This is a genomic window from Arthrobacter sp. 10N410, from assembly GCF_056394945.1.
Genome location: NZ_JBFTIP010000011.1, coordinates 1 through 21,512, shown reverse-complemented (window position 1 = coordinate 21,512; position 21,512 = coordinate 1). Strand labels below are relative to the sequence as shown.

Annotated in this window: 10 protein-coding genes; all 10 read right to left on the bottom strand. The window is 70.2% G+C overall.

Annotated elements, in window-relative coordinates; genetic code table 11:
• Positions 1 to 275: 275 nt before the first annotated feature.
• On the bottom strand, positions 276 to 4,721 hold the full coding sequence (locus AC1DB8_RS16450; RefSeq protein WP_476893632.1) for an FtsK/SpoIIIE domain-containing protein: 4,446 nt from the start codon (positions 4,719 to 4,721) through the stop codon (positions 276 to 278).
• Positions 4,718 to 5,422: a hypothetical protein gene (locus AC1DB8_RS16445; protein WP_441419540.1), complete on the bottom strand. Its 705-nt coding sequence runs from the start codon at positions 5,420 to 5,422 to the stop codon at positions 4,718 to 4,720. The genes AC1DB8_RS16450 and AC1DB8_RS16445 overlap by 4 nt, the downstream gene beginning before the upstream one ends.
• 66 nt (positions 5,423 to 5,488) lie before the next feature.
• A complete protein-coding gene (locus AC1DB8_RS16440; protein WP_476893631.1) occupies positions 5,489 to 7,147 on the bottom strand; it encodes a serine/threonine-protein kinase in 1,659 nt (552 codons plus the stop codon).
• On the bottom strand, positions 7,144 to 8,901 hold the full coding sequence (locus AC1DB8_RS16435) for an FHA domain-containing protein (RefSeq protein ID WP_476893630.1): 1,758 nt from the start codon (positions 8,899 to 8,901) through the stop codon (positions 7,144 to 7,146). The genes AC1DB8_RS16440 and AC1DB8_RS16435 overlap by 4 nt, the downstream gene beginning before the upstream one ends.
• Entirely contained in the window at positions 8,888 to 9,865 is a 978-nt protein-coding gene (locus tag AC1DB8_RS16430; protein WP_476893629.1) for a PP2C family protein-serine/threonine phosphatase, read from the bottom strand. Before AC1DB8_RS16430 ends, AC1DB8_RS16435 begins: the two co-directional genes overlap by 14 nt.
• On the bottom strand, positions 9,862 to 11,334 hold the full coding sequence (locus AC1DB8_RS16425; protein WP_476893628.1) for an RDD family protein: 1,473 nt from the start codon (positions 11,332 to 11,334) through the stop codon (positions 9,862 to 9,864). The genes AC1DB8_RS16430 and AC1DB8_RS16425 overlap by 4 nt, the downstream gene beginning before the upstream one ends.
• Positions 11,331 to 13,898, bottom strand: coding sequence for a transglutaminase-like domain-containing protein (locus AC1DB8_RS16420; protein WP_476893627.1), 2,568 nt, complete (start codon positions 13,896 to 13,898; stop codon positions 11,331 to 11,333). Before AC1DB8_RS16420 ends, AC1DB8_RS16425 begins: the two co-directional genes overlap by 4 nt.
• Positions 13,895 to 15,226: a DUF58 domain-containing protein gene (locus AC1DB8_RS16415; protein WP_441419534.1), complete on the bottom strand. Its 1,332-nt coding sequence runs from the start codon at positions 15,224 to 15,226 to the stop codon at positions 13,895 to 13,897. The genes AC1DB8_RS16420 and AC1DB8_RS16415 overlap by 4 nt, the downstream gene beginning before the upstream one ends.
• 75 nt (positions 15,227 to 15,301) lie before the next feature.
• The gene (locus tag AC1DB8_RS16410) at positions 15,302 to 16,273 is read right to left on the bottom strand and encodes an AAA family ATPase (protein WP_476893626.1); all 972 of its coding nucleotides are present in this window, start codon (positions 16,271 to 16,273) and stop codon (positions 15,302 to 15,304) included.
• A gap of 97 nt (positions 16,274 to 16,370) precedes the next feature.
• Positions 16,371 to 21,512: Ig-like domain-containing protein (locus AC1DB8_RS16405; protein WP_476893625.1), on the bottom strand; the 5,142-nt coding region annotated here is incomplete at its 5' end.

Below are 21,512 nucleotides of genomic sequence, written 5' to 3'. Positions count from 1 at the left end.
GCTTCGTCCCAAGAGTCTTGAGCTGAGCAACATCTGCACCCCAAATAGCCATTCGAAAAAACTCCTTAGTTCACCGGACCCGAAACTCTCGGCATCCCCAGCGGCCCCCGGCTGATCCGGAAGATCCAATGCCTCGAACCTACCCTGCCGCGCAAAAAACTGTCGATGGGCAGCACTCCCCATCGGCCGGTCCCCCGCCCAAGTAGCTCGCAGTTGTTGTCGTTTTGAGGGCCCAAAACGACAACAAGTGCGAGTCAGTTGGGCGAGCCCCGCGGCTAGTTCCGGTTCTCCGGCGGCAGGGCGATCTGCAGCTTGCGGACCTTGCCGCGACCCACGATGTAGCCGCGGCCCGGAATGAAGTCCCCGCTGATCCGGCCCAGCGAGGTGCTGAGCAGGCTGTCGCCCTCGATGTCCCCGGGGTTGAGCAGCAGGCCCCGGCGGCCGGACTTGAACGGTTGTGCCAAGGACCAGGCCGAGGACCAGGTGGAGGTCTCGGATTCGCCCACCACCCACTGCTCGGCCTTGATGGACGCGGTGACCAGCCGGCCGATGCCGGTCTCGGCCAGGGTGTCGGTGAAGTCCGTCAGGCCCTCGATGAAGATCGCCAGCTTGCCCGGCGTGCCGGTGGAGTAGTCCACCAGCTCGTCGATGGCCTCTTCGACGTCGTCCGCGCCCACCACGGAGCGGTCCCAGAGCTTGAGCGACGCCGCGGCGGACCGCCGCGAGCCGAGGTAGATCAGTTCCACGCCGGGGTTGGACCGGCGCAGCGCGTAGGCGAGGGTTACCAGCGCCACGGTGCGGCCCGAGCCCGGCGGGCCGGCCAGCAGCAGCGGGCCCTTGGCCAGGATCTCGGCGGGCTGCAGCGTCTCGTCGTCGACGCCGATCACCGGCAGGTCCGGACTGCCGGCCGGGAGCACGTCCAGGTCCACCGTGTCCGGCAGGCGTTCGATTTGCGGCGCCCGCTCCACACCCTGGCGCAGCATGGCCTCGCGAAGCTTCTGCACCTCGCGCGCCTGCACGGCCAGGTTGGAGTTCCCGCCGAGGACCGCCAGCTGCACCTCAAGGTTGCCCAGCAGGCCGCGGCCCGGCGGGGTGCCGGCGCCGAGCACATCCTTGGACACGTCCATGGACATGTAGTCGTCCTCGGAGGACAGCCGCAGCACCAGCCGGCGCTGGATCGAGGCGAGCAGCGACGCCGGCACCGCGTTCGGCCGGTCGCCGGTGACGACCAGGTGGATGCCGAGCGGGCGGCCGTCGGTGGCCAGCTGCAGGAAGATGTCCCAGAGCGCCGAGAGCTTGCTGTATTCGTAGGCCTCGCGGAAGGCGGACATGCCGTCCACCAGGACGAAGATGCGCTTCTCGTCCGGCATTTTGGCCAGCTCGCGGTATTCCACGATCGTGGCGGCACGGACCTCGGCGTAGCGGGCCGAACGGTCGTCGGCGAGGTCGCGCAGCCAGCGCAGCAGCCGGCCGACGCGTTCGACGTCGTCGCCGTTGATGATCTCGCCGACGTGCGGCAGCGCGTCGAGCATCTTCAGTCCCGAGGAACCGCAGTCGATGCCGTAGACGTTGACCGGGCCCCCGCGCGGGGTCACGGCGGCAGCGATCGCGATGCCGCGCAGGGCCGCCGACTTACCCGAGCCGCCGGTGCCGTAGATGGCCATGTTGCCGTCGCGGTCCGGTTCGTAGAAGACGGTCGGCTGGTCCTGGTGCGCGGGGTCGTCCGCCACGCCCAGGAGCAGCCGCTCGTCGGTCCGCGGGTTCGGCAGCCGGGAGAAGTCGTAGGTCGTGGCCAGCTCATCCAGCCACGGCTTGCGGGGAGGCTCGATGGCGAGCACGTCCGCCGCCTTGATGATGTTCGCCGTCATACGGGCGATGTCGTTGGGCCCGGCGGGTTCCTCCCGGGCCGGGGTCTCGGCCGCGGGGGCGGCCCAGGGCGCGCCGGACCCGAAGGCCATCTCGACGACGTCGATCCGCGGGCGCTGCGGCTTCTCCGTGGTCCAGCCGCCGGCGTAGCCGGTCTGGAAGCCCTGGATCCGGCCCGGCCCGGTCTTGGCCGCGCCGCGTCCCGGGATGGACGGGTCGAAGTACGCAGCGGTGGGCACGCCGAGGATGTCCACCGCGTCGTCCTCGTCGGCCATCCGCAGCGCCACGCGCAGGTTGGTGTTGGCGCGCAGGCTGTCCTTGATGACGCCGGCGGGGCGCTGGGTGGCGAGGATCAGGTGCAGGCCAAGCGAGCGGCCGCGGGCGGCGACGTCCACCACGCCGTCGACAAACTCCGGCACCTCGGTGGCGAGGGCGGCGAACTCGTCAACGATGATGATCAGGTAGGGCGGCGCCTCCGGGTCCGCCTGGCGCTGGAGTTCCAGCAGGTCCTTGGCTTTCTTTCGGTTCAGCAGCCGCTCGCGGTGGTGCAGCTCGGCGCGGAGCGAGGTCAGGGCGCGGCGGACCAGGTGCGGCGACAGGTCCGTGACCAGGCCCACAGTGTGCGGCAGGTGCAGGCAGTCCGCGAAGGCGGCGCCGCCCTTGTAGTCCACGAACAGGAAGCTCACCCGGTCCGGGCTGTACGCCGCGGCCATGCCCATCACCCAGGACTGCAGGAACTCGGACTTGCCGGCACCGGTGGTGCCCCCGACCAGGGCATGGGGTCCCTCGTTCTTCAGGTCGAGGTAGAGCGGTTCGATGCCTTTGGAGCCAACCAGGGCCCGGAGCGTGCCGTTGTCCTTGCGGTTTGGCTTGGCGCTGGCGTGCACGGAGTTGTTCTCGGTCCAGCGGTCCGCGACGGCCTGCGGGTTGTCCAGGAAATCCTTGCCGATCAATGTCGCGTAGGACACCGCCCGCGGCAGGTCGGAGTCGTCCTCGAGCGGCTTGCCGACGTCGACCACCGGGGCGAGCATGCGCGCCAGCTGGGCGGCGAGCCCGGCGTCGAGGCTTTCGCAGCTGACCGGGAACGTGTGCCGGCCCAGCCGGACCTGGCCGGTGGTGGTGCCGTGTTCGCCGTCGACCGCCATGAAGTCGCGGCAGGCTGCCGGGAGCTGCTGGACGGAGCTGGCCACCCACATGACGTGCACGCCGGAGTCCGGTCCGCGTTCGAGCACCCGGGTGAGCCGCCCCCGGTCCACCGGGGCGTCGTCCTTGACCACCAGGAGCACGGTGGGCAGTTGCGGTTCCGGGATGTCGGCGCCTTCCAGGGCGAGGCCGGGGCGCAGCTCCGGACGCGGCGACTGTGCCGCGGCCTCGCGCTGGTCGATCAGGTCCTCAAGTTTGGACAGCAGGGCCGAGCCGCCGGCCGGTCCGGCGGCGAGGTGGTCGCCGCTAAGCGGGCTGTGGCCGGAACCTGCGTGCGGCAGCCACTGCAGCCACTCCCAGCGGTCCTTGGACTGCGCCGAGGTGATGGCGGTCAGGACCACTTCGGCCGGGGAATGCAGACCCACCAGCTGCAGCACCATGCCGCGGGCCACGTCGTCGACGAGGCCGCGGGGCCCGGCCAGGCCGAACGAGCCGGCGGTGCGCAGCTGGGAGACGATCGGCACGCCCTCGATGCTGCCGAACTGGGCGATGCACTGCTGGATTTCGGCCATGTACTCAGGCTCGGTCTCGTTGCTGTGCGGTTCCTCGAACTGGATCCGGGACGGCGCCGTGCCGAGCCCGAACCGCAGTCCCAGGAAGCCGGCATGCTCGGGGCGGTGGGTCCAGAGCAACGGGCCCAGTTTGTAGATGGAGTCCACGGTGTCGCTGACGGACGGCGCTTCCTGCAGCCTGACGGAGCGCTCCACTTTCTGCAGCGCGGTGATGTCGGCACGGAATGCGGCCATGGCGGCGCGGAATGACTTGAGTTGTTCCTTGCGTTCCCGCTTGCCCTGCATCTTCTGGTCCACGTAGTGGCCGACGATGAAGAGCGGCATCATCAGCATGAAGATCACGGACATCATGTTCTGCGTGACGGCAAAGATGACGGCACCCATCATCAGCGGGGCCACCAGCATGATGTACGGGAACGGGTGGTGCTCCTGGCGCTTCGGCCCGGCCGGCAGCGTCCGTTTGTGCGGTTCGAAGCGGGGCACGACGCGGGGCGAGCGGTTGAAATTGATCAGCGGGGAGCTCGGCGCCGCGCCCTGGCTCCCGCCCAGGGAGACCACGGACACGGTGGTGTCCCCGAGCGTGACGGTGTCCGAGGAGTTCAGCGTGGCGCGGCTGACCGGCAGGCCGTCCATCAGCAGGCCGTTGGCGGAGTTCGTGTCCACGATTTCCACGGTTTCGCCCACCGTGATGCGGGCGTGCCGCTTGGAGGTCAAAGGGTCGGTCAGCCGGACGTCGACGTCCCGGTCCCGGCCGATGTAGCTGGTGCCGGAGGGCAGCGAAAATTCGCGGCCGACGTCGGGGCCGGAGAGGACGCGCAAGGTCGCCGCCGCAGGTCCCCGGTTCGCCCCGGGCACCGCGAACTGCTCGCTGACCTGGGTCAATGCAACGATCGAGCCGGGCCGCAGCCCGGATTCAAGCAGGTTGTCCTCCCGGTTCAGGACGCTGCCTTTCATGCCGCCGGCGGCGAAGGCCTCCTCGATGCTGAGCGTGAGGTTCGACGGCGGCCGGGTTCCGCGCCGTGCCGGGTCCGCCGCCCAGAGCTCGGTGGCGATGTCCGCCACCGTGGCCAGGCCGTCGACCGTGACAGCGAGGTCCTTGGCCTCGGCGGGGTCGCGGCGCAGGGTCAGCCGGATCCTCATCCTTCGTCCCCTCCGCGCTGTGTTTCGAGCAGCACCAGGTCGGCAGCGGTCACGAGATGCGAGGTCACGGCGTGTTCCACGAGCCGTGCGCGTCGGTTCGTGGCGAGCTTGCCGGCTCCGCCGCGCAGTCCGGCGACTCCCACCCGGTCGAGTTTGTCACACACGTTGTCCAGCTTTCTGTTGAACCGGGTCAATGCCCAGCCCAGGGTTTTGGCCGCTTCCGCGGAGGAGGGGATGGCGCTGAAGCCGGTTCCGTCGCGGCGCAGCATCGGCTCGGCGAGCGCCACGATCAGGGCCTTCTGCGAGTCGGTGAAGACCACGGGTCCGATGGTGGTGTCTCCGCCGCTGTCCTCGCTGCGGGCCTGTTGCCGGAACGCCGGGGTCCGGAGGTGGACGGCAAACTCGTAGGTGGTGGGGCCGGCGGTGAAGATCACGTTGGTGTGGCTGAAGACCAGCGGAATGCGGGCCCCCGGTGCGAGCCAGGCCTGCATGCCGCCGGAGGCGTCCGCGATGGTCGCGCAGAGCATGCTGCCGACGTTGCTGAGCCACCAGATGCCGTCATACCGCGCGATCTGCAGGAACTGGCGGTGCAGGTACGGGTTGTCGTCCACTTCGAGGTCGCCCTCGCGGCCGATGCTGAAGATGTCCTCGTCGGATGGTTCGTGCCATTCGCCGCAGAAATCTATCGCTAGGTCCCCCATGGTCGGTGTCTCCTTGTTGGGCGGTATGCCTTGGTTTCGGGTGTGCCCTGGGCAGGGATGTGGTGTTCAGGATTTCCTGGCGCAGGCGATGGAGTCCTGTTCCATCGGCGAGGACGCGCCGTCGGAGCGGACAATCATCACCTGGATACAGGTCTCCCCCGCCGGGTTGGGCTCCACCTGGACCCTGGCCGTGGTGGCGGCCTGGAAGTCGCCTTTGCCCTTTAGCGAGTACGTCCGCCACTTGTAGCTGTCGCCGGGCTTGGGCTGCGGGTTCTTCCAGGTGAAAGTGAGTTTTCCGGCACTGTCCGCCCTCCCGGAGAGCGATGCCACGTCCGGGACGGTGCCGTTGTCCAGGGCGTCCGCCGGCGGTTTACTGAGCTGCTCGGACGCTTTGGGGGCCGGCGCGGGTCCGTTGGTCCCGGCGATAATGCCGACGACGACGGCGATCGCCAGGACCGCGCCGCCGACGATCGAGAGCACGAGGTTCCGGCGGCCGTGGCCCGAGGGGGCACCGCCGGCTTCGCCGGAGCTCCCGCCGCGGGTGTCCTCCTGCGGCGCCATGCTGGAACGGTTGACCGTCGCGGCGACGTCGTCGTCCTCCGGGCGCGGCGCGGCGGCGGCGGCGGACGGCGCCGCGAACGCCGGCCCGGCGGCGGGCCGCTGGACGGTATCCCGGCTGGTGTCCCGGATGCCCGGGTTGTTGAAGGTGGTTGAGTCGTCCGGCGACGCTGCGGACGGCACCCGGGCCGGGAAGGTCGGGGCGTGCCCGGTGGCGTCGGGGTCGATGGCGGCGACGCTGCGGACGCGGGTTTCCTCGAAGGTGTCATCGGGGTGCGGCTCGTCTGCGCGGGGTTCTTCGAGGACCTCGAACGGCGTCACGGAGAGGTTCAGCTCCGCCTGGATGCGTTGCAGCGCCAGGGCAAAGGCGTGGGCGGAGGAGTACCGGGAGGCCGGCGACTTGGCCATCGCCGTGGCCAGGGCCAGCTCCAGGGACTCGGGCACGTCGGCACGGCCCAGCTTCGGCACCGGCAGGCTGGTGATCCGGGAGATCAACTCGCGCTGTGAGTTGTCCGCGCCCGGGAGCACGAACGGGGACCGGCCGGCCAGCAGGGTGTAGAGCGTGGCGCCGAGCGCCCAGACGTCCACCAGCACGCCGTCGACCTGCCGGTCGCTGAACTGTTCCGGCGGGGACCACGGGATGGACATGCCCGCGTCCTCGTCCTGGTCCCCGGCCAAGGTGCCGGAGATGCCGAAGTCGGTCAGCGCCGGCCGGTTGTAGTCCGTGACGAGGATGTTCGCCGGTTTGATGTCGCGGTGCGCGATGCCGGCGCGGTGCGCGGTTTCGACGGCGGAGGCCACCTGGATGCCGACGGCCAGGACCTCGTCCACGCTGAAACGCTGGCGGCGGTAGCGGACGTCCAGGCTCGGCCGGGAGCAGTACTCCATGGCCAGGTAGGAGTGCCCGGCCTCGGTGACCTCGGCCTCGAAAATCGTCACGATGTACGGGTGCGAGGACAGCTGGGCCATCAGGTTTGCCTCGGACTCGAAGCGGCGGCGGGCGCCTTCGGTCTTGAGGTCCGAGAGCAGCACCTTGACGGCCACCCTGCGGCGCGGCCGGTCCTGTTCGTAGAGGTAGACGTCCGAGAACCCGCCCGAGCCGAGCGGGCTGATGTAGGTGAAGCCCGGGATGCTGGGCGGCGGGGCGACGGGACGTTTGGCGTTCACAGGAGCTCCTCGAAGCGCAGCTGAATGCCGTCGCCCAGTTCGGCAATGTCGCCGTCGAACAGGATCGCCATCTCGCCCTGGGCGAGCCGGCGCGGGGCCTGGCCCTCGCGCAGCAGCACCGTGCCGTTGGTGGCCTTGAGGTCGCACAGCATCACGTGCCAGCCCTCGAGCCGGACCTCTACGTGCGAGCGGGAGATGTCGCCGCCGGGACTCGCCACCTGGACGAGTTTGGGCATTACGGCGCCCTGCACGCGGGACACGGAGGGTTGCCGGCCCACGATCAGCGACTGGTCGAGGTCGATCAGTTCGCCGGTGGAGAGCCGCATCCGGCCCAGCCTGGGGCGGCGGACCTGGACACCGTCCCCGGGCAGCGCCTGGTCGCAGTAGGCGCACTGGGCGTTGGTGGGCGGGTTCGCGTGGCCCTGCGGGCACACCCGGGCCAGCACCATGGGGCCCGTGGCGGGGTCTTTGGCTGTGTCTTTGGTTGTGTCTTTGGCGGGAGAGGGTCCCGGGCGTGCGGCGGGGCTGCCGTTGAGGGCGCTCTTCATGATGGTCTGGCCGTCGTGGTCGGCATCACCGGCCGGCGCCGGAACCTGGCCGGCGGGCTGCGGGGAGGGTGGGGTCAACAGCGACGGCGGCGCGACGGGACCGGGGGCGCGCGGCGCCAGCGGGGCGTCGGGCGTCCGCTCGCCGCCGGTGCGCCAGGGCACCGAGTCGATCAGCCCGCTGGGGACGGCCGGGCGGGCTGCCGGCTCGGGCGCCCGGAGTGCCGCGGGCTCCTCCGCCTGTTCCTCCGCCTGTTCCTCCGCCGGGGCGATAGCCGCTGCGGCGAGGTCGGGTTCCCCGGCGTCGGACGGCTCCGGCGCGGGTTCCTCCTCGGCCTCAGGATCCTCGCGCACGGCGGCGTCTTCGATGTTCCGCATCACCGTCTGTTCCCAGAGGTGGTCGTAGCTGCTGGTCGGCTCCTGCTCGGAGGGCTCAGGCTCTGCGGGCTCAGGCTCGGCAGGCTCCTGCTCTGCGGGTTCCGGCTCTGCGGGTTCCGGCGACGGAGGGGCGGCCGCCTCCGTGGCGAGTCCGGCGTCGAGCTCCTCCTCCGGGAGTTCCAGCACCGTGTCGGCCGAACTGCCGAGATCGCTCAGTTCCGCGGCGATGTCCGCTTCGGCGGCGGCCAGCAACTGGTCCTCGACGGCGGCTTCAGGCACGGCGCCGGGGAGAGCCGTGGGGACGCCGTCGGGGACGGCAATATGGGGCGCCGCGTCCGGCCGCACGGCGGCGGCGGACGGGTTTGCGGACAGACCGCAGGACAGTCCCTGCAGCAGGACCACGCCGTCGCCCAGCGGCAGCGCGCCCGCCGGGGCGGTGGCAGTTGCCGCGGGGATGTCCACGCTGAAGTTCTCGGCCGCCGCAAAGCGCCGTTCGGTCCAGGTGGTCACGTCACGGCCGCTGAGCGCGACGGATTCCCCGCCGTCCAGCCGGACCTCCAGATCGATCTCGCCGCGCAGGAACACCTGCAGCGAACCGCGCAACCCCACGATCCCGAACCAGGGCAGCCGGGCGAGCGAGCCGCCCGAGGCCGAGGTCACGGCGTCCAGGACCTCATGAATCTCCGGGTCTCCGGCCAGCAGGGTCCAGAGCGAGTCGACCAGTGCGCGGTCGGTGTCCGGGCGCAGCAACACCACAGTTCCGGAGCGGACCACGCCCAGCCAGGTTCCCGGCGTGTAGCTGACGTCGCCCGGCCGGTTAGCGGAGGCCATGGGGCTCCTCGCCTGATCCGGCCGCGGCCCCGCCTTCGTGCTCCGCCGCGGTGCCGGCGACTCCGCCGTCGGGGGCGACGTCCAGCACCTCGGTGCGCGGCAGGGTGTTTTCGTCTTCGGCCTCCGCCGGCGTGCGCGGGGCGGTCTGAGCGCCGTCGTCGTTCGCCACGTTGCTCGCGTCCACCACGATGCAGGTGACGTTGTCGCGGCCGCCGCTGCGCAGGGCTGCCTGGATCAGCTCGTCCACGGCGGCCTGCGGATCCGGCTCGGAGACCAGGATGCGGGCAATCTGCTCGTCGTCGAGCTCGCCGTTGAGCCCGTCCGAGCAGACCAGGATCCGGTCCCCCTCCTCGACGGGCAGCAGCCAGTAGTCGGCTTCGGTCTCGTCGCCGGTGCCGAGCGCACGGGTGACGACGTGGCGGCGCGGGTGGACGGCGGCCTCGGCCGCGGTGATCTCCCCGGCATCAACCAGCTCCTGCACCTCGGAATGGTCCACGCTCACCTGGCTGAGCTTGCCCTGGCTGAGCCGGTAGGTACGGGAGTCGCCGATGTTGAGCACCAGCCAGTACGGGATGCCCGACTGTTCCACCACGACGACGCCGGAGAGGGTGGTGCCGGCGCGGGAGTCGGTCGCCTCGCGGATGCCGGCGTCGGCTTCGAGCAGGTACTGCTGGACGACGGCGGCGGTGGCGTTCCGCTCCCCCGTGGCGAGCTGGGGAATTTCGGAGAGGGTGCGCACGCAAATGCCGCTCGCGATCTCGCCGGCCTCATGGCCGCCCATGCCGTCGGCGACCGCAAAGACCGGGTCGGCCGCGATGAAGGAGTCCTCGTTCATCTCACGGCGCAGGCCGCGGTCCGTGCCGTAGCCACAATTGAGCCGCAGGCTGGGGGCACTGCTCGGGACACTGCTGGGGGTGGTTCCGGGGGCTTCGGCGGGAGGAACGGATGCCGGCTGGGATGTCATGCCTGTCCTAGGTAGAAGGAGCGGTCACCGAAGTGCACGGTGGATCCGGGGCGTACGTGGGTGGGTTCCCCGGGTGCCAGTGCGGTGCGGATACCGTCCGGCGTCGTGACGGCGCTCCCGTTGGTGGAGTTGCGGTCCGTCACCCAGATGCCGCCGTTTCCGGCCAGCACATGGAGGTGGGTCTTGGAGATGGAGCGTCCCGGGTCGGCCACCGGCAGCAACTGCACGGATTCCTCGCCGGGGTGGCCGGCGGGGTTGCGCCCAATCAGCAGGGACCGGTCCAGTTCCACCTCCCGGCCGTCGTCGATCCTGATCCGCAGGATGGCCACGGTGACCGGCGCGGAGCTGTCGCCGCGGACCTGCGTGCGGTCGTGGTCGTCGTCGGGGTGTGCGCTGAACGCACGGCCATTCACGGCTTGGCTCCGGACGGCCTCGATCGGGGCGGCGCCGGCGTCGGCGGGCATTGGCCGGAAGGATGCCGGCGGAGCCGCTGCCGGAGCGGGCGCGGGCGCGGGGACCGGCACGGAGGCCGGCACGGCCGCGGGCGCCTGCGGCTGCAGCCGCGCGGCGCCGGCCACCGGCGAGGCGACTTGCTGCACCGGCGGAAGGTCCAGCGGGGCAAAGCTGTAGGGGCCCTGGATGCCGCCGGTGGTGATCGGGTTCCGGCCGGCCTTGATGTCGAAGACGAGGGTCTTGGCGGCGGTGTCGTGCCAGCCGCGCAGCCTGCTGTTGGGATCCCAGGTGTTGGAGACGACCACGAGGACGGCCCAGGCGCCACCCACCAGGGCGAGCGGTCCGAGGATCACCAGCGCGGCGCCGAACCACTGGAAGACCACCACCAGCACGGCGGCCAGGGCGGCCAGCAGCACACCGGCCCCGGTGATCAGGCCGCGGAGGAAGACCGCTCCGCCGCCGGGCGCGTACCCATCGGCGTCGGCGCTGCGGATCCCCACGATGCGGTTGCCGAGGGTGTTGCCGGACCGGCCCTCGATCATGGCCTGGACCAGGGTGTAGACGAGCGTGGCCCCAAGCCCGATGCCGCCAAAGAGCACCAGCGAGGAGGTGTTGTAGACGATGGTGCCGGCGCTGCGTGATTGGGTGACGCCGGCGAAGCCGACGGCGAAGAGCACCACCAGGAGCGCCACAGGGCCGGTCCAGTCCAGCACCGCCGCGCCGAGCCGTTTTCCGGCGTCCGCGGGAACCAGCTCAAGCTTGTTCGGCAAAACGGTACCTCCCCCTTGTCCGTGGACACCCTGTCCGTTCAGCTGCACTCCGGCAGGTGCCTGCCCCGGCGCGAACGAACCGCCGTGCCCGGAAGGCGCTACCGGGATAGTACCGGGTGTTGGGTCCGCCCGCCCGGCGTTGCGCGCCGAACGGTTGATCAGCGGCGCCGCGCAGGAGGTGCAGAACGCGGCGCCGGGCCGGATCGGCTGGTGGCAGCGCGGGCAGCGCTCAACGTCGTCGGTCATGGCTCGTTGCGGTTCTTCCTGGCTGTTCCCTGTGGTTCCTGGTGCGGACCGGGCTCCACTGTACTAGCTGGACCGAAGCTGGCCGGGTCAACCGCAGCCGGACCGGACACCGGGCCGGAGCCGCCGGGAACCCCGCCGCCGCGGCGCCGGCCGGGCAGGACCGGGCGGAGTCCGCTCAGCTTCAGCGCGGCCCGGCCGTCGGCCAGCAGTGAGCGTGGCGAGAAGCGGGCCTGCTGGCGGCGCCAGAAGCCCACGGTCCCGGTCATCTCCTTGAGTGAGCCGTCCACGATCTCCCAGTACTCGCGTACCTGCTCCTCGCTCGGCTCGGCTGCCCCGAAAATGGCGGCGTCGGCCCGGTGGGCGAGCAGCGTGGTGGTGCCCTGGCTCCCGGGGAACGCTTCGCCGAGCACGACGGCGGACTCCCGGCGGGTGGCGCGGTTGTCCACGCCGGCGCCGAGGTCGGTCGCGAGGCTCAGCACCTCGCTCCAGCCGCCGCCGACGCGCTGCGCGGGGTGCCCGTCGGTGAACCGGGCCTTCCGGCGTCGGGATTTCAGCAGCGCGATCAGCAGCAGCGGCAGCGCGAGGACCGCCACCGGTATCAGCGCCGTGCCGATCGCGGCGAGCAGGGGACCCCAGAACAGCCAGGGGTTGTTCTTCTTCTGGTCGGCGTCGAGCGCGTCCGGCGAGGAGTCCGGCGGCAGTTCGGCCGGTTCCTGCGGCGGGGGCGGCGGCTGCAGGACCTGCGGCTTGGGCTTGGACTTGTTCTCCGGATCCGGCGGGATCGGCACGTTGTCCTTGGGCGGCGTGGGATCGAAGGACACCCAGCCCACCCGGTCGAAAGCGACCTCAACCCAGGCGTGCACATCCTTGCCGGTGATCTGCACTTCGCCCGCACCGTTTTCCGGGCTCTTCGGGTCCGGGTAGAAGCCCATCACCACGCGGGAGGGGATACCCAGATGACGCAGCATGAGGGACATGGCGACGGCGTACTGTTCGTCGTCGCCGAGCATCTGCTTGGCCGTCAGCAGGCTGCGGATGCGGTTGGAGCTGTGGCCGGAGACGCTGGGGAGCTGCCCGTCGGCGATCAGGCCGTTGCTGAAGGCACCCTTCTTCTGGAAATGCGCCTCAATCTGGCGGACCCGGTCGATCGCGGTGGGCGCGTCGGCGGCGAGGTCGTTCGCCTGCGAACCGACCACCGGCGGGACCTCGCCCGGGTCCGGCAGCGACACCTTGGCGAAGTCGTACTGGGTCAGCTGGCCGTGCTCCAGCATCGCAGGGTCCGCCACCTGGACGCTGTAGGAATCGCCCTTGCCCAGCCCGCGGGTGGTCACGGCGGTGTCCGTGCCGGAGTTGAAGTACAGCCCGGAGGCTGCGCCCGAGCCGTCCCGGGCAAAGCTGATGCCGGTGGTCTTGCGGCCGCCCGGCAGGAAGTAGCCCTGGTAGTCCTCGATCGTGATGTCCAGGGTGTAGTTGTTGGTCGGCACGATTCCGGTGGTGTCGGCGAGGGTGTTCAGGGACTTCGCGTCGCCCACCTTGCTGAAGCTGCCCGAACCGTTCGGGTCCATGTTGTAGTTGGTGCCGTTGAAGGCGTCCAAGGCGGCGAGCCGTACCCGGCCGTCCTTGGGCAGGCCCTTGACCAGGAAGAGGTTGTCGTCTTTCTTGTCCTTGACGAAGTTGCGGAAGCTCGCCAGCGGTGTGACGTAGTCCTTCGGGTCGAACGGCGGCACGATCGTGTTGCGCAGCACCTTCCGGTCGTCACCGGCGGCCACCAGCGGGGACGCGACGGCGGTGATCCCGACGGCGCCGGCGATCACCGCGGCGGCGGTGCCCACCCGGCGGAGCCGCGCAGTGCGGGCAGCCGCCTGGTCCGTGTCCGGCCGGTTCACCGATACCTTGCGGGTGTCGCTGCTGCGCAGGGCGTCGCGGCGGAAGGTGGCCCAGGCGATCGCGACCACGGTCAGCGAGATGCCGCGTTCCACGGTGAGGAAGCCGGCGTTGGTGCTGAACGCGATGCCGGTGATGAACAACAGCAGCACCGGCAGCAGCGGCCAGTACGGGCTCTTGAGCCGCCAGATAAGCAGCCCGGCAGCCAGGGCGGTCAGCAGCGAGCTCAGGAACGGGACGATCAGCGTGCCGCCCGCGGTCCCGACCGGCACGCCGACGGTCAGCATGTCCTTCCAGGCGAAGACCACGCCCACCAGCAGGGTCCGCAGCGATTCGAGGCTGGGCAGGAAGCCGGCGATCGAGGCTTCCGGCACGGCCAGGCCGGTGCCGAAAACCAGGTAGGCGCCCACCGCGAGCGCGGTGGTGATCAGCACTCCGAGCCGGAAGTGCACCTTGGCGGCAGCGACGCCGAGGCCCAGCAGGACGCCGCCGAAACCGGCGGCCAGGTAGTACGGGTCGCCGCCGAAGCTGAGGCTGAAGCCGAGCACGCCGAGCCCCAGCAGCAGGGTGAGGGCGCCGGCGTCGAGCAGGTAGTGCCAGGCCGGCTGACCGTCGGCGAAGCCGGAGCGGCGGGGTGCCGCGGTGTTGTTGCGGGGCCGGAAGCCCGTGGCGTTGCTCATGCGGCCGCCTTCCTGAGCACGATGGCCAGTTCGGAGAGATCGCCCAGGGTGAGCACGGTCAGGTCCGCGATGTTGGCCCGGGCCGGGGCGGCCCCGGCCTGGATCCGGACGGCGAGGCTGCGCACGCCCGGCGGGACCGAAGCCGAGGCGGAGCGCAGCTGGGTGGGGGTGACGTTGCTGCCCACCACGAAGAACACCACGGAGGCGTTGGGCACGGTGTCGGCCAGGGTCCGGGCGAGGTCGACGGCGTTCTTGCGCTGCGGCGCGCCGACAATCCGGGTCATGTCATCGAGCATGTTCCGGCCGGTCTGGCAGCGCAGCGGCCCCTGCTGGGTGAGGACGTCGAGGTCGCGCTGTTCCCGGATGGCCTGCAGTCCGATCGAGGCGGCGGCGGAGATGGCCAGCTCGAACTCCTCCTCGGAGGCGTACTCGTCCGTGTTGGTGGAGAGCGAAATGGCCAGGTGTGCCCGCCGGGTCTCCTCGAACTGGCGCACCATGAGTTTGTTGGTCCGGGCCGTGGTCTTCCAGTGGATGTGCCGCCGGTCATCGCCGGGAACGTAGTCGCGCAGCGCGTGGAAGGAGACATCGGCGCTGGAGAGGTCGGTGGTGGGCATACCCTCCAGGTCGCGGATGAAGCCCGCGGCGGAACCGGCCAGGGCCACGGTCTTCGGGTGCACGTAAAGGTCCTCGGGTTCAGTCCAGAGCACCTGGCGGCGCAGCAGGTGCAGGGGGTCGGCGCGCACGGACCGGACCGGGCCCACCACAATCACGGCGCGGCGTGCGGTGGGGATGGTGAAGAGGTCCTCGTGGACCTGTCCGGGCTTCATCCGGGGCAGGTGGAACACGGCGGTGGCGGCGCCCACCGGGAGTTCCAGGGCGGCGGGCAGCAGCGGGCGGGCGGAGGTGTTGGACACCGCGATGCTGCCGACGGCGCTGTCCCCGACGGCCACCCGGGTCCGGGCGAGGTCCAGCAGCACGCCGTAGGAGGAGCGGCCCAGGATGAAGCCGACCGCCAGCACCAGCAGGACGAAGGCGGCGATCGCGGCGGCCTTGGCTTCCTGCCAGCCGTAGGCCTGGCCGGCGCTCCACAGCAATATTGAGGCTGCCAGCACGGACCAGCCGAGCACGCTCACGACGGAGAGCACGGGCCAGAGGTGCCGGCGGAAGCGCCCGCGGATGGCGCGCCAGGCCGGGTCCAGGGCCAGGGCGGCGGCGCTGCGGGCCTCGGCCCAGACGGCGGAGGGGTGCAGCCGGGAGGGACCGGCGGCCCGGGACAGGGGCCGCTTCAGGCGTTCAGCAAGCCGAGTCAACGGGGTGCTGGTGGACATATGGGTGCCTTTGTTCGTGCATGGTTGCGGGGCTGGAATCGGGGCCCCGCGGCTGGACTCGGTCGGAGGCGCCGCTTAGACGGCGGCCCGCTGCTGCGGGGCGGCGACGTCGGCCAGCACCCGGGCCAGGACGGCCTCGGCGGTGGCGCCGGAGAACTCCGCCTCCGGGTCCATCACCAGGCGGTGGGTCCAGACGACGGCGGCGAGGTCCTTGACGTCGTCGGGCAGGACGAAGTTCCTGCCCTGGCTCGCCGCCCAGACCTTGGCCGCACGGACCATCGCGAGGGCGCCGCGGACGGACACGCCCAGGCGGGTCTCCGGGGCGCTGCGGGTCTCCTCGCAGAGCCGGGAGATGTATTCCAGCACCGCGGTGTCCACGTGGGTGGTGGCGGCAAGGTCGGCCATGTCCGCGACGGCCTGGGTGGTGATCACGGCCGTGATGTCCTTCGAGCGGTCCTTGAGATTGGCGCCGCCGAGCAGCTGCACGGTGGAAGCGTGGTCCGGGTAGCCGATGGAGGTCTTGATCAGGAAGCGGTCCAGCTGCGCCTCGGGCAGGCGGTAGGTGCCGGCCTGCTCGATCGGGTTCTGGGTGGCCATGACCATGAACGGCCGGCCGGCCTCGTAGGTGGAGCCGTCCACGGTGACCCGGGACTCCTCCATGACCTCCAGCAACGCCGACTGGGTCTTGGGCGAGGCGCGGTTGATCTCGTCGGCGAGGACGATGTTGTTGAAGATCGGGCCCCTGTGGAACTCGAACTTCTGCGTCTTCTGGTCGTAGATGGTTACGCCCGTGACGTCCGAGGGCAGCAGGTCCGGGGTGAACTGGATGCGGTTGTTGGAGCCCTGGACGGTCGCCGCAAGGGCGCGGGCCAGTGAGGTCTTGCCGGTTCCGGGAGCGTCCTCGAAAAGCACGTGGCCTTCGGCCAGCATGGCCGTGAAGGTCAGCCGGATGACATGCGCCTTCCCCAGCACGGCCTGCCCCACGTTGGCAACGAGCTTCTCAAAGGTGCCGGCAAACCATTCGGCCTGCTCAGTTGTCATCGTCATGCGCTGGTTCCTCTTCCATTCGGGTAATGCGTTGGGGTGTGCGCCGGCGGGGAATCCCCGCGATGTCCGGCGATTAATTTAGGCGACAGGATTGCGGTCATCGCTGGGGCATTCCCGCCGGCGGGGTGGAGCCCAGGCTGGTGGTGTCTCCCCGGGCAAAGTTGCCGGCGGCGGGGCCGGACGTCAGGTGGTACCAGAGCCGGCCGGACGAGCCCCAGCGGACGTAGTAGTCCGCCTGCGCGGTGATGCCGGTGTCGAACCACTTGCCCGGGCTGATGCACTGGTCCGGGTTGCTGTTCCGGTAGCTGTCCGTGCTGCTGCTGGGTTCCGTGCAGGTGCGCACCGGGGTGGCCCGGATGGACCAGGACGTTGGCGGCGGCGGCGCCGGGTCAGCCCCGGAAGTGGCTCTGGCGGTGTCGTCAAAGCCGCAGTCGTTGTTGCCGTCGGTGCCGTTGCAAGCGCGGACCTTCAGGGTGTGGGTTTGACTCCAGCCGCCCGCGTTGTGATCGTAGCGGAGGGTCAGCCCGACGCTCTTCCAGCCGGTGCCGTCGTAGTTCACTTCGTACCGGTTGATCGGCCGGCCGCCATCGTTCGGCTGGGTCCAGGTCCAGTGCACCTGCCCGTCGCCCTTGGAGGAAGTCTCCCCGGTGAGGCTGGGGCGCCCCGGCTGGCCATAAGGAACGGCCGAACCGATGTTCTTGCCGTCCCCGGAGACGTTGTTCTTCGTGGAAACGGCGATGATGTTCACCGTGACGTTCTTGCCGTTGGGTTGGCCGGTGATGGTACCGCCCGGGGCGTTGATCGGGCCCGAGCCGTACGCCGTGGACCAGCGGTAGCTGATCTCCGAGGCCTGCGAGCCATTGCGCTGGGCCTGGGTCAGCGGCGTAAAGGTGACTTTCAGTTCTCCGCTGTTGCCGGGCGCGGCAACGGTACCGCTGCTGACCGTGCCGGGTTTGCCGGCGGCCCGGATGGGGGCGGACTGCGGGCTAATCCCTGACGTGCCGGCCTTGTTGGTGGCGGCCACGGTGAACGTGTAATCGGCCTCCGAGTTGTCCACCGTGACGTTCTGCGAGGTGTCGGAGACCTTCTGCGTGGCCACGGCGGCTCCGCCGCGCAGCGTGGTCAGGGTGTAGGAGGACACGGCGTCGCCGTTATTGTCCGGCGCTGCCCAAGTGACCTTGAGCTGGCTCTGCGTGCCCAGGGAACCGGCCTGGCTGGCGCTCGGCGCCGCCGGGGTGACGGGCACGCCCGCGGGCGTCTCCGCGGCGGAGTAACCGCTCCATTCGGAGGGCTCCTTGGCGTCGTTGCGGGCCAGGACCCGGACCTTGTAGGCCACGCCGTTCTCCAGGCCCTTCCAGACGTAGCTGACCGACGTGAGGTTCTGGATCTGCGCGTTTTGCCCCGCCGGCGCGGGCGAAATTTCCAGATCGTAGGACTTGACCGGCGAGCCCTTGGAGGCCGGGGCAACCCACGTCACCGCCAGTTGCTTGTCGCCGAATTTCAGCGACGGCGCCGCTGGGGTATCCGGCTTGACGTCGGGGCGCACCTCGGCCGACGCCGGGGAGCGTTCGGATTCGTCGATGGCGTTGGTGGCCGTGACCTGGAAGTGGTACTTCGCGTTGTTGGTCAGGCCGGTGAGCGTGCAGCTGTTCGCCGGGCAGTCCTGCCGGAATCCGCCCTCGCCGTACACCGTGTACTTGGTGATCGGGGATCCCCGGTCCGCCGGCGCGGTCCAGTTCAGCAACGCGGTGCCGTCCCCCACGCTCGCCGCCTGCGGAGTGGTGGGTGCCAGCGGCCGGTCCTTGACGGTCAGCCGGATCCGGGCCGTGGCCTGGCGGGACGGGTCCTCGGTCTTGTCGGCGATGGTGTAGGCCACGACCATGGTGCCGGAGAACCCTGCGGCCGGGGTGACCACGACGTTGCCGCCCTCGACGCCGACGTTCCCGGAGCCGGTTTCGGCGGTCGCGGCGACGATTTTGAGCGGCGACTCAGGGAACGGATTCGAGTCGTTCGCCAGCACCGGAACCGTGACCGGCTTGCCGGCGGCCGCGTTCGGCTCGAGGTCGTCGTTGGCCACCGGCTTTGGCCGGCTGGAGGCGGTGACCGTGAACCGGTACGTTGCGGTGGTTTCGAGGCCGCGGGGGTCCTTGGCCTTCACCTGCACGGCGCCGTCCGCGCCGGCGTCGATCCCGTCCTTGGCCGAGGCCTTCAGTGTCTGCCCCTCGATGCGGGCGTCGAAGCCGGGTGGGACGTTGCCCGCCAGTTCATACTTCATGTTTTGCACGTCGCCGTCGTCGGGGTCCGTGGTGAGCCGGGCCAGGTCCACGCTGGTGGTGTCCCCCTTCGGCAGGTCCACCTGGCTGCCCAGCAGCACCGGCGGGTTGTTCCGGTTGGGGTCCGGGATCACCTTGGTGCGGATGCTGAGGGTGGACTTCAGGCCGGCCGGATCGTCCGGGCCGGTGCCGTCGGTGACCTCGAAGCTGAGCGAGCCGGGGCCCGCGTAGTCCTTGCCGGCCGTGTACTTCAGGGCGGTGCCGTTGTTGGCGACCGGATCGGAGCCGTCGGCGCCGATCAGTTTGATCCGGTCCGTCTGGGTCAGGCGCGGCGAGCGTCCGTCGCGGACCTTGACCCACTCCTTGAGGTCCACGGTGACCGACTGTCCCGCAACCACTTCCACGACGTCGTCCTTGGCCAGCGTGGGCACCTGCTGACCGATGCCGGGCACCCAGATGATGGCCGTTGATTTCTGGCCGTCGACGTCTTCGACGGTGTAGGGGATCAGCTGCGGCTGTTCGGTGAGTTCGACGATCATGTTGCCCTCGGGGCCGGGCCGGGCGGTCTTGGCCTCGGTGCTGACCTTGAGGTTTTCGCCGACGCCGTCGGGGTCTTCGTCGTTCTTGAGCACCGGGACGTCGACGGCGGTCTTGCCGAGCGTTTGGGCGGAGGTCACCCGGTCGTCGCGGGCGATGGGTGCCTGCAGGGGCACGTCCTTTTGGACCTTGACGGCGACGGCGGCCTGGGCCGTGGCGCCGCGGTCGTCGGCAACCTTGTAGCGGACGTTAACGGTGCCTTCCTGGCCCGGGGCCAGCAGGATGATGCGGCCGCTCTGTTTGCTGACCGTGGCCTGCAACTCGGGGGCGGCTTCGATGCCGTCGGCCAGGATCCGGATCGGGTCGCCGTCGGGATCGGTGTCGTTGCCGGTGGCGTCGACGGCGATCTGGCGGCCGGGACGCACGGCAACGGCGTCGTCCACGGGCGTCGGCTTCTGGTTGGTGTCCCCGCGTGGGGCGATGCCGACGGTGACGGTGCCGGTGTTCACGGCGCCCTGCCGGTCAACGACCTTGTAGCGGAAGGTGTCGGTACCGGCGCCGTCGCCGGCTGCGGTGAAGTCGATGAAGGTGCTTCCGGCGGTGGCGGTTCCCATCGAGGGGGTGCTGTCGATGCCGGTCAGCTGGACGGAGTCGCCGTCGGGGTCGATCCCGTCGAGTTCCACGGGAATCCGGACCGAGCCGCCGGCCACCACGCGGGCGGTGAGGTTTTTCGGCTGCGGCCGTGAGTTCTGCGCGCCTTCCAGCGGAAGGATGTGGATGGTGACGGCCGCGGCGCTCTTCTGGCCCTGCGGGTCCACGGCGTTGTAGATGGCCCGGACGGTCTTGGGCACGCCGCCGGCAATGAAGCGCAGCGTGTTTTCCGAGACGAAGCTTTTGCCGTCCGTGGCCGGGACGGGCTGCGGCAGCACCGGGTCCACGGTCAGCTTTTGGCCCTGCGGGTGCGTGTCGTTGGCCAGGACGGGGATGGTGACGACGTCGTTGACGCGGACGTTCACCTCGTCCGGCTTGGGCTGGGGCGCCTCGACGACGGCGGGTGCCGGAACGGGGACCACGGAGACGCTTCCGGTGGCGGACTTGGAGCCGTTGGACATGGTGTAGCGGAAGATGAACGGTTCCTTGGTGCCGGTGATGTCGGTGATCCGCAGCACGGCGTGGTCGATCACACTGACGGAGGCGGTGGCGTTCCCGGGCAGTTGCACGGACTGCAGCACCAGCACTCCCCCGGCCGGGTCCGAGTCGTTCGCGAGCGGGTCCACCAGCACGCTGCCGCCGGCCGGCAGCAGCGCGACGTCGTGCACGGCCACGGGGTCGCCGGCGTCCTTGCCGGACTCCACGTCCACCCGGATCAGGCCCTGGGTGCTTTGCGGGCCGTTGCTGGCGATGTAGCTCAGGTAGACCGGGCCCGGGGTGTTGCTGCGGAAGGTGAACGTTCCGCCGTCGGTCACGGGGCCCAGCTCGGCGGTTCCGGCCGCTTCCACCTGGGCCAGGCGCAGGGCGCCGCCGTTGGGGTCGACGTCGTTCTTCAGCGGTGCGATCACGAGGTCCTGGCCGACGACGGCGCTCACGTGGTCCGCGTTGACCACCGGCTGCAGGGCACCGGGGGGCTGGACGTTGACGATCACCTTGCCGGTGGTGGTGGCCCGGCCGTCCCAGACGGTGACGGTGACGGTCTTCTTGCCGGGGGCCGCCCCGGAATCCTGGTAGCTGAGCAGGCCGTCGCGGCGGACCTTGACCTGGTCCTGGTCGTTGTCCGCCTTGGCGTCCATCAGGACCAGGTCGTCGCCGTCGGGATCGGTCCAGTCGGTGAGGATGTTCTGGCTGACGGTCTTGCCCTGCTCCACGAGCATGGTGGTGGGCTCCCCGCGCTTGAAGAGCGGGGGTTTGTTTTCGTCATCGCCCACGACGCTGAGGGTGATGCTGCCGCCTGCGGACAGGCCGCGGCCGTCCGCGGCGTTGTAGCCAAAGGTTTCGGTGCCGGGTTTCGCGTCGGCCGGGACGGTGACCTGGAAGGCCGTGCCGCCGTAGATACTTTCGAGGCTGCCGGCCTTGGGCCCGTTGCCGGAGACGGCGGCGGTCAGGACGTCGCCGTCGGGGTCGGAGTCGTTGTCCAGCACGCTCAGCACCGTGGTGCGGCCGGGACGGACGCCGACGGCGTCGGGCTTGGTTTCCGGGGGCCGGTTGGGCTTGGTGCGGTCCGGGAGGATGTTGACAGTGTTGTTGTCCGCTGATTCCTGGTCCTGGTCGTTGGACTGGTTCTTGGGCGGGATGACGTCGTCCCAGTTGTTCACCAGCTGCATGTTCTGGTTCACCAGCCACACATTGCCCGAATTCACATCATTGAGCACCACCACATCCCGGTTCACCCGGAACACATACGACGGCGACGCGGACGCCTTCGGCACATCCAC

Coding starts and splice junctions, on each gene's coding strand:
- AC1DB8_RS16410 (WP_476893626.1), bottom strand. CDS start 16,273: ATGACGATGACAACTGAGCAGGCCGAATGGTTTGCCGGCACCTTTGAG.
- AC1DB8_RS16420 (WP_476893627.1), bottom strand. CDS start 13,898: ATGAGCAACGCCACGGGCTTCCGGCCCCGCAACAACACCGCGGCACCC.
- AC1DB8_RS16435 (WP_476893630.1), bottom strand. CDS start 8,901: ATGGCCTCCGCTAACCGGCCGGGCGACGTCAGCTACACGCCGGGAACC.
- AC1DB8_RS16415 (WP_441419534.1), bottom strand. CDS start 15,226: ATGTCCACCAGCACCCCGTTGACTCGGCTTGCTGAACGCCTGAAGCGG.
- AC1DB8_RS16450 (WP_476893632.1), bottom strand. CDS start 4,721: ATGAGGATCCGGCTGACCCTGCGCCGCGACCCCGCCGAGGCCAAGGAC.
- AC1DB8_RS16430 (WP_476893629.1), bottom strand. CDS start 9,865: ATGACATCCCAGCCGGCATCCGTTCCTCCCGCCGAAGCCCCCGGAACC.
- AC1DB8_RS16445 (WP_441419540.1), bottom strand. CDS start 5,422: ATGGGGGACCTAGCGATAGATTTCTGCGGCGAATGGCACGAACCATCC.
- AC1DB8_RS16425 (WP_476893628.1), bottom strand. CDS start 11,334: ATGACCGACGACGTTGAGCGCTGCCCGCGCTGCCACCAGCCGATCCGG.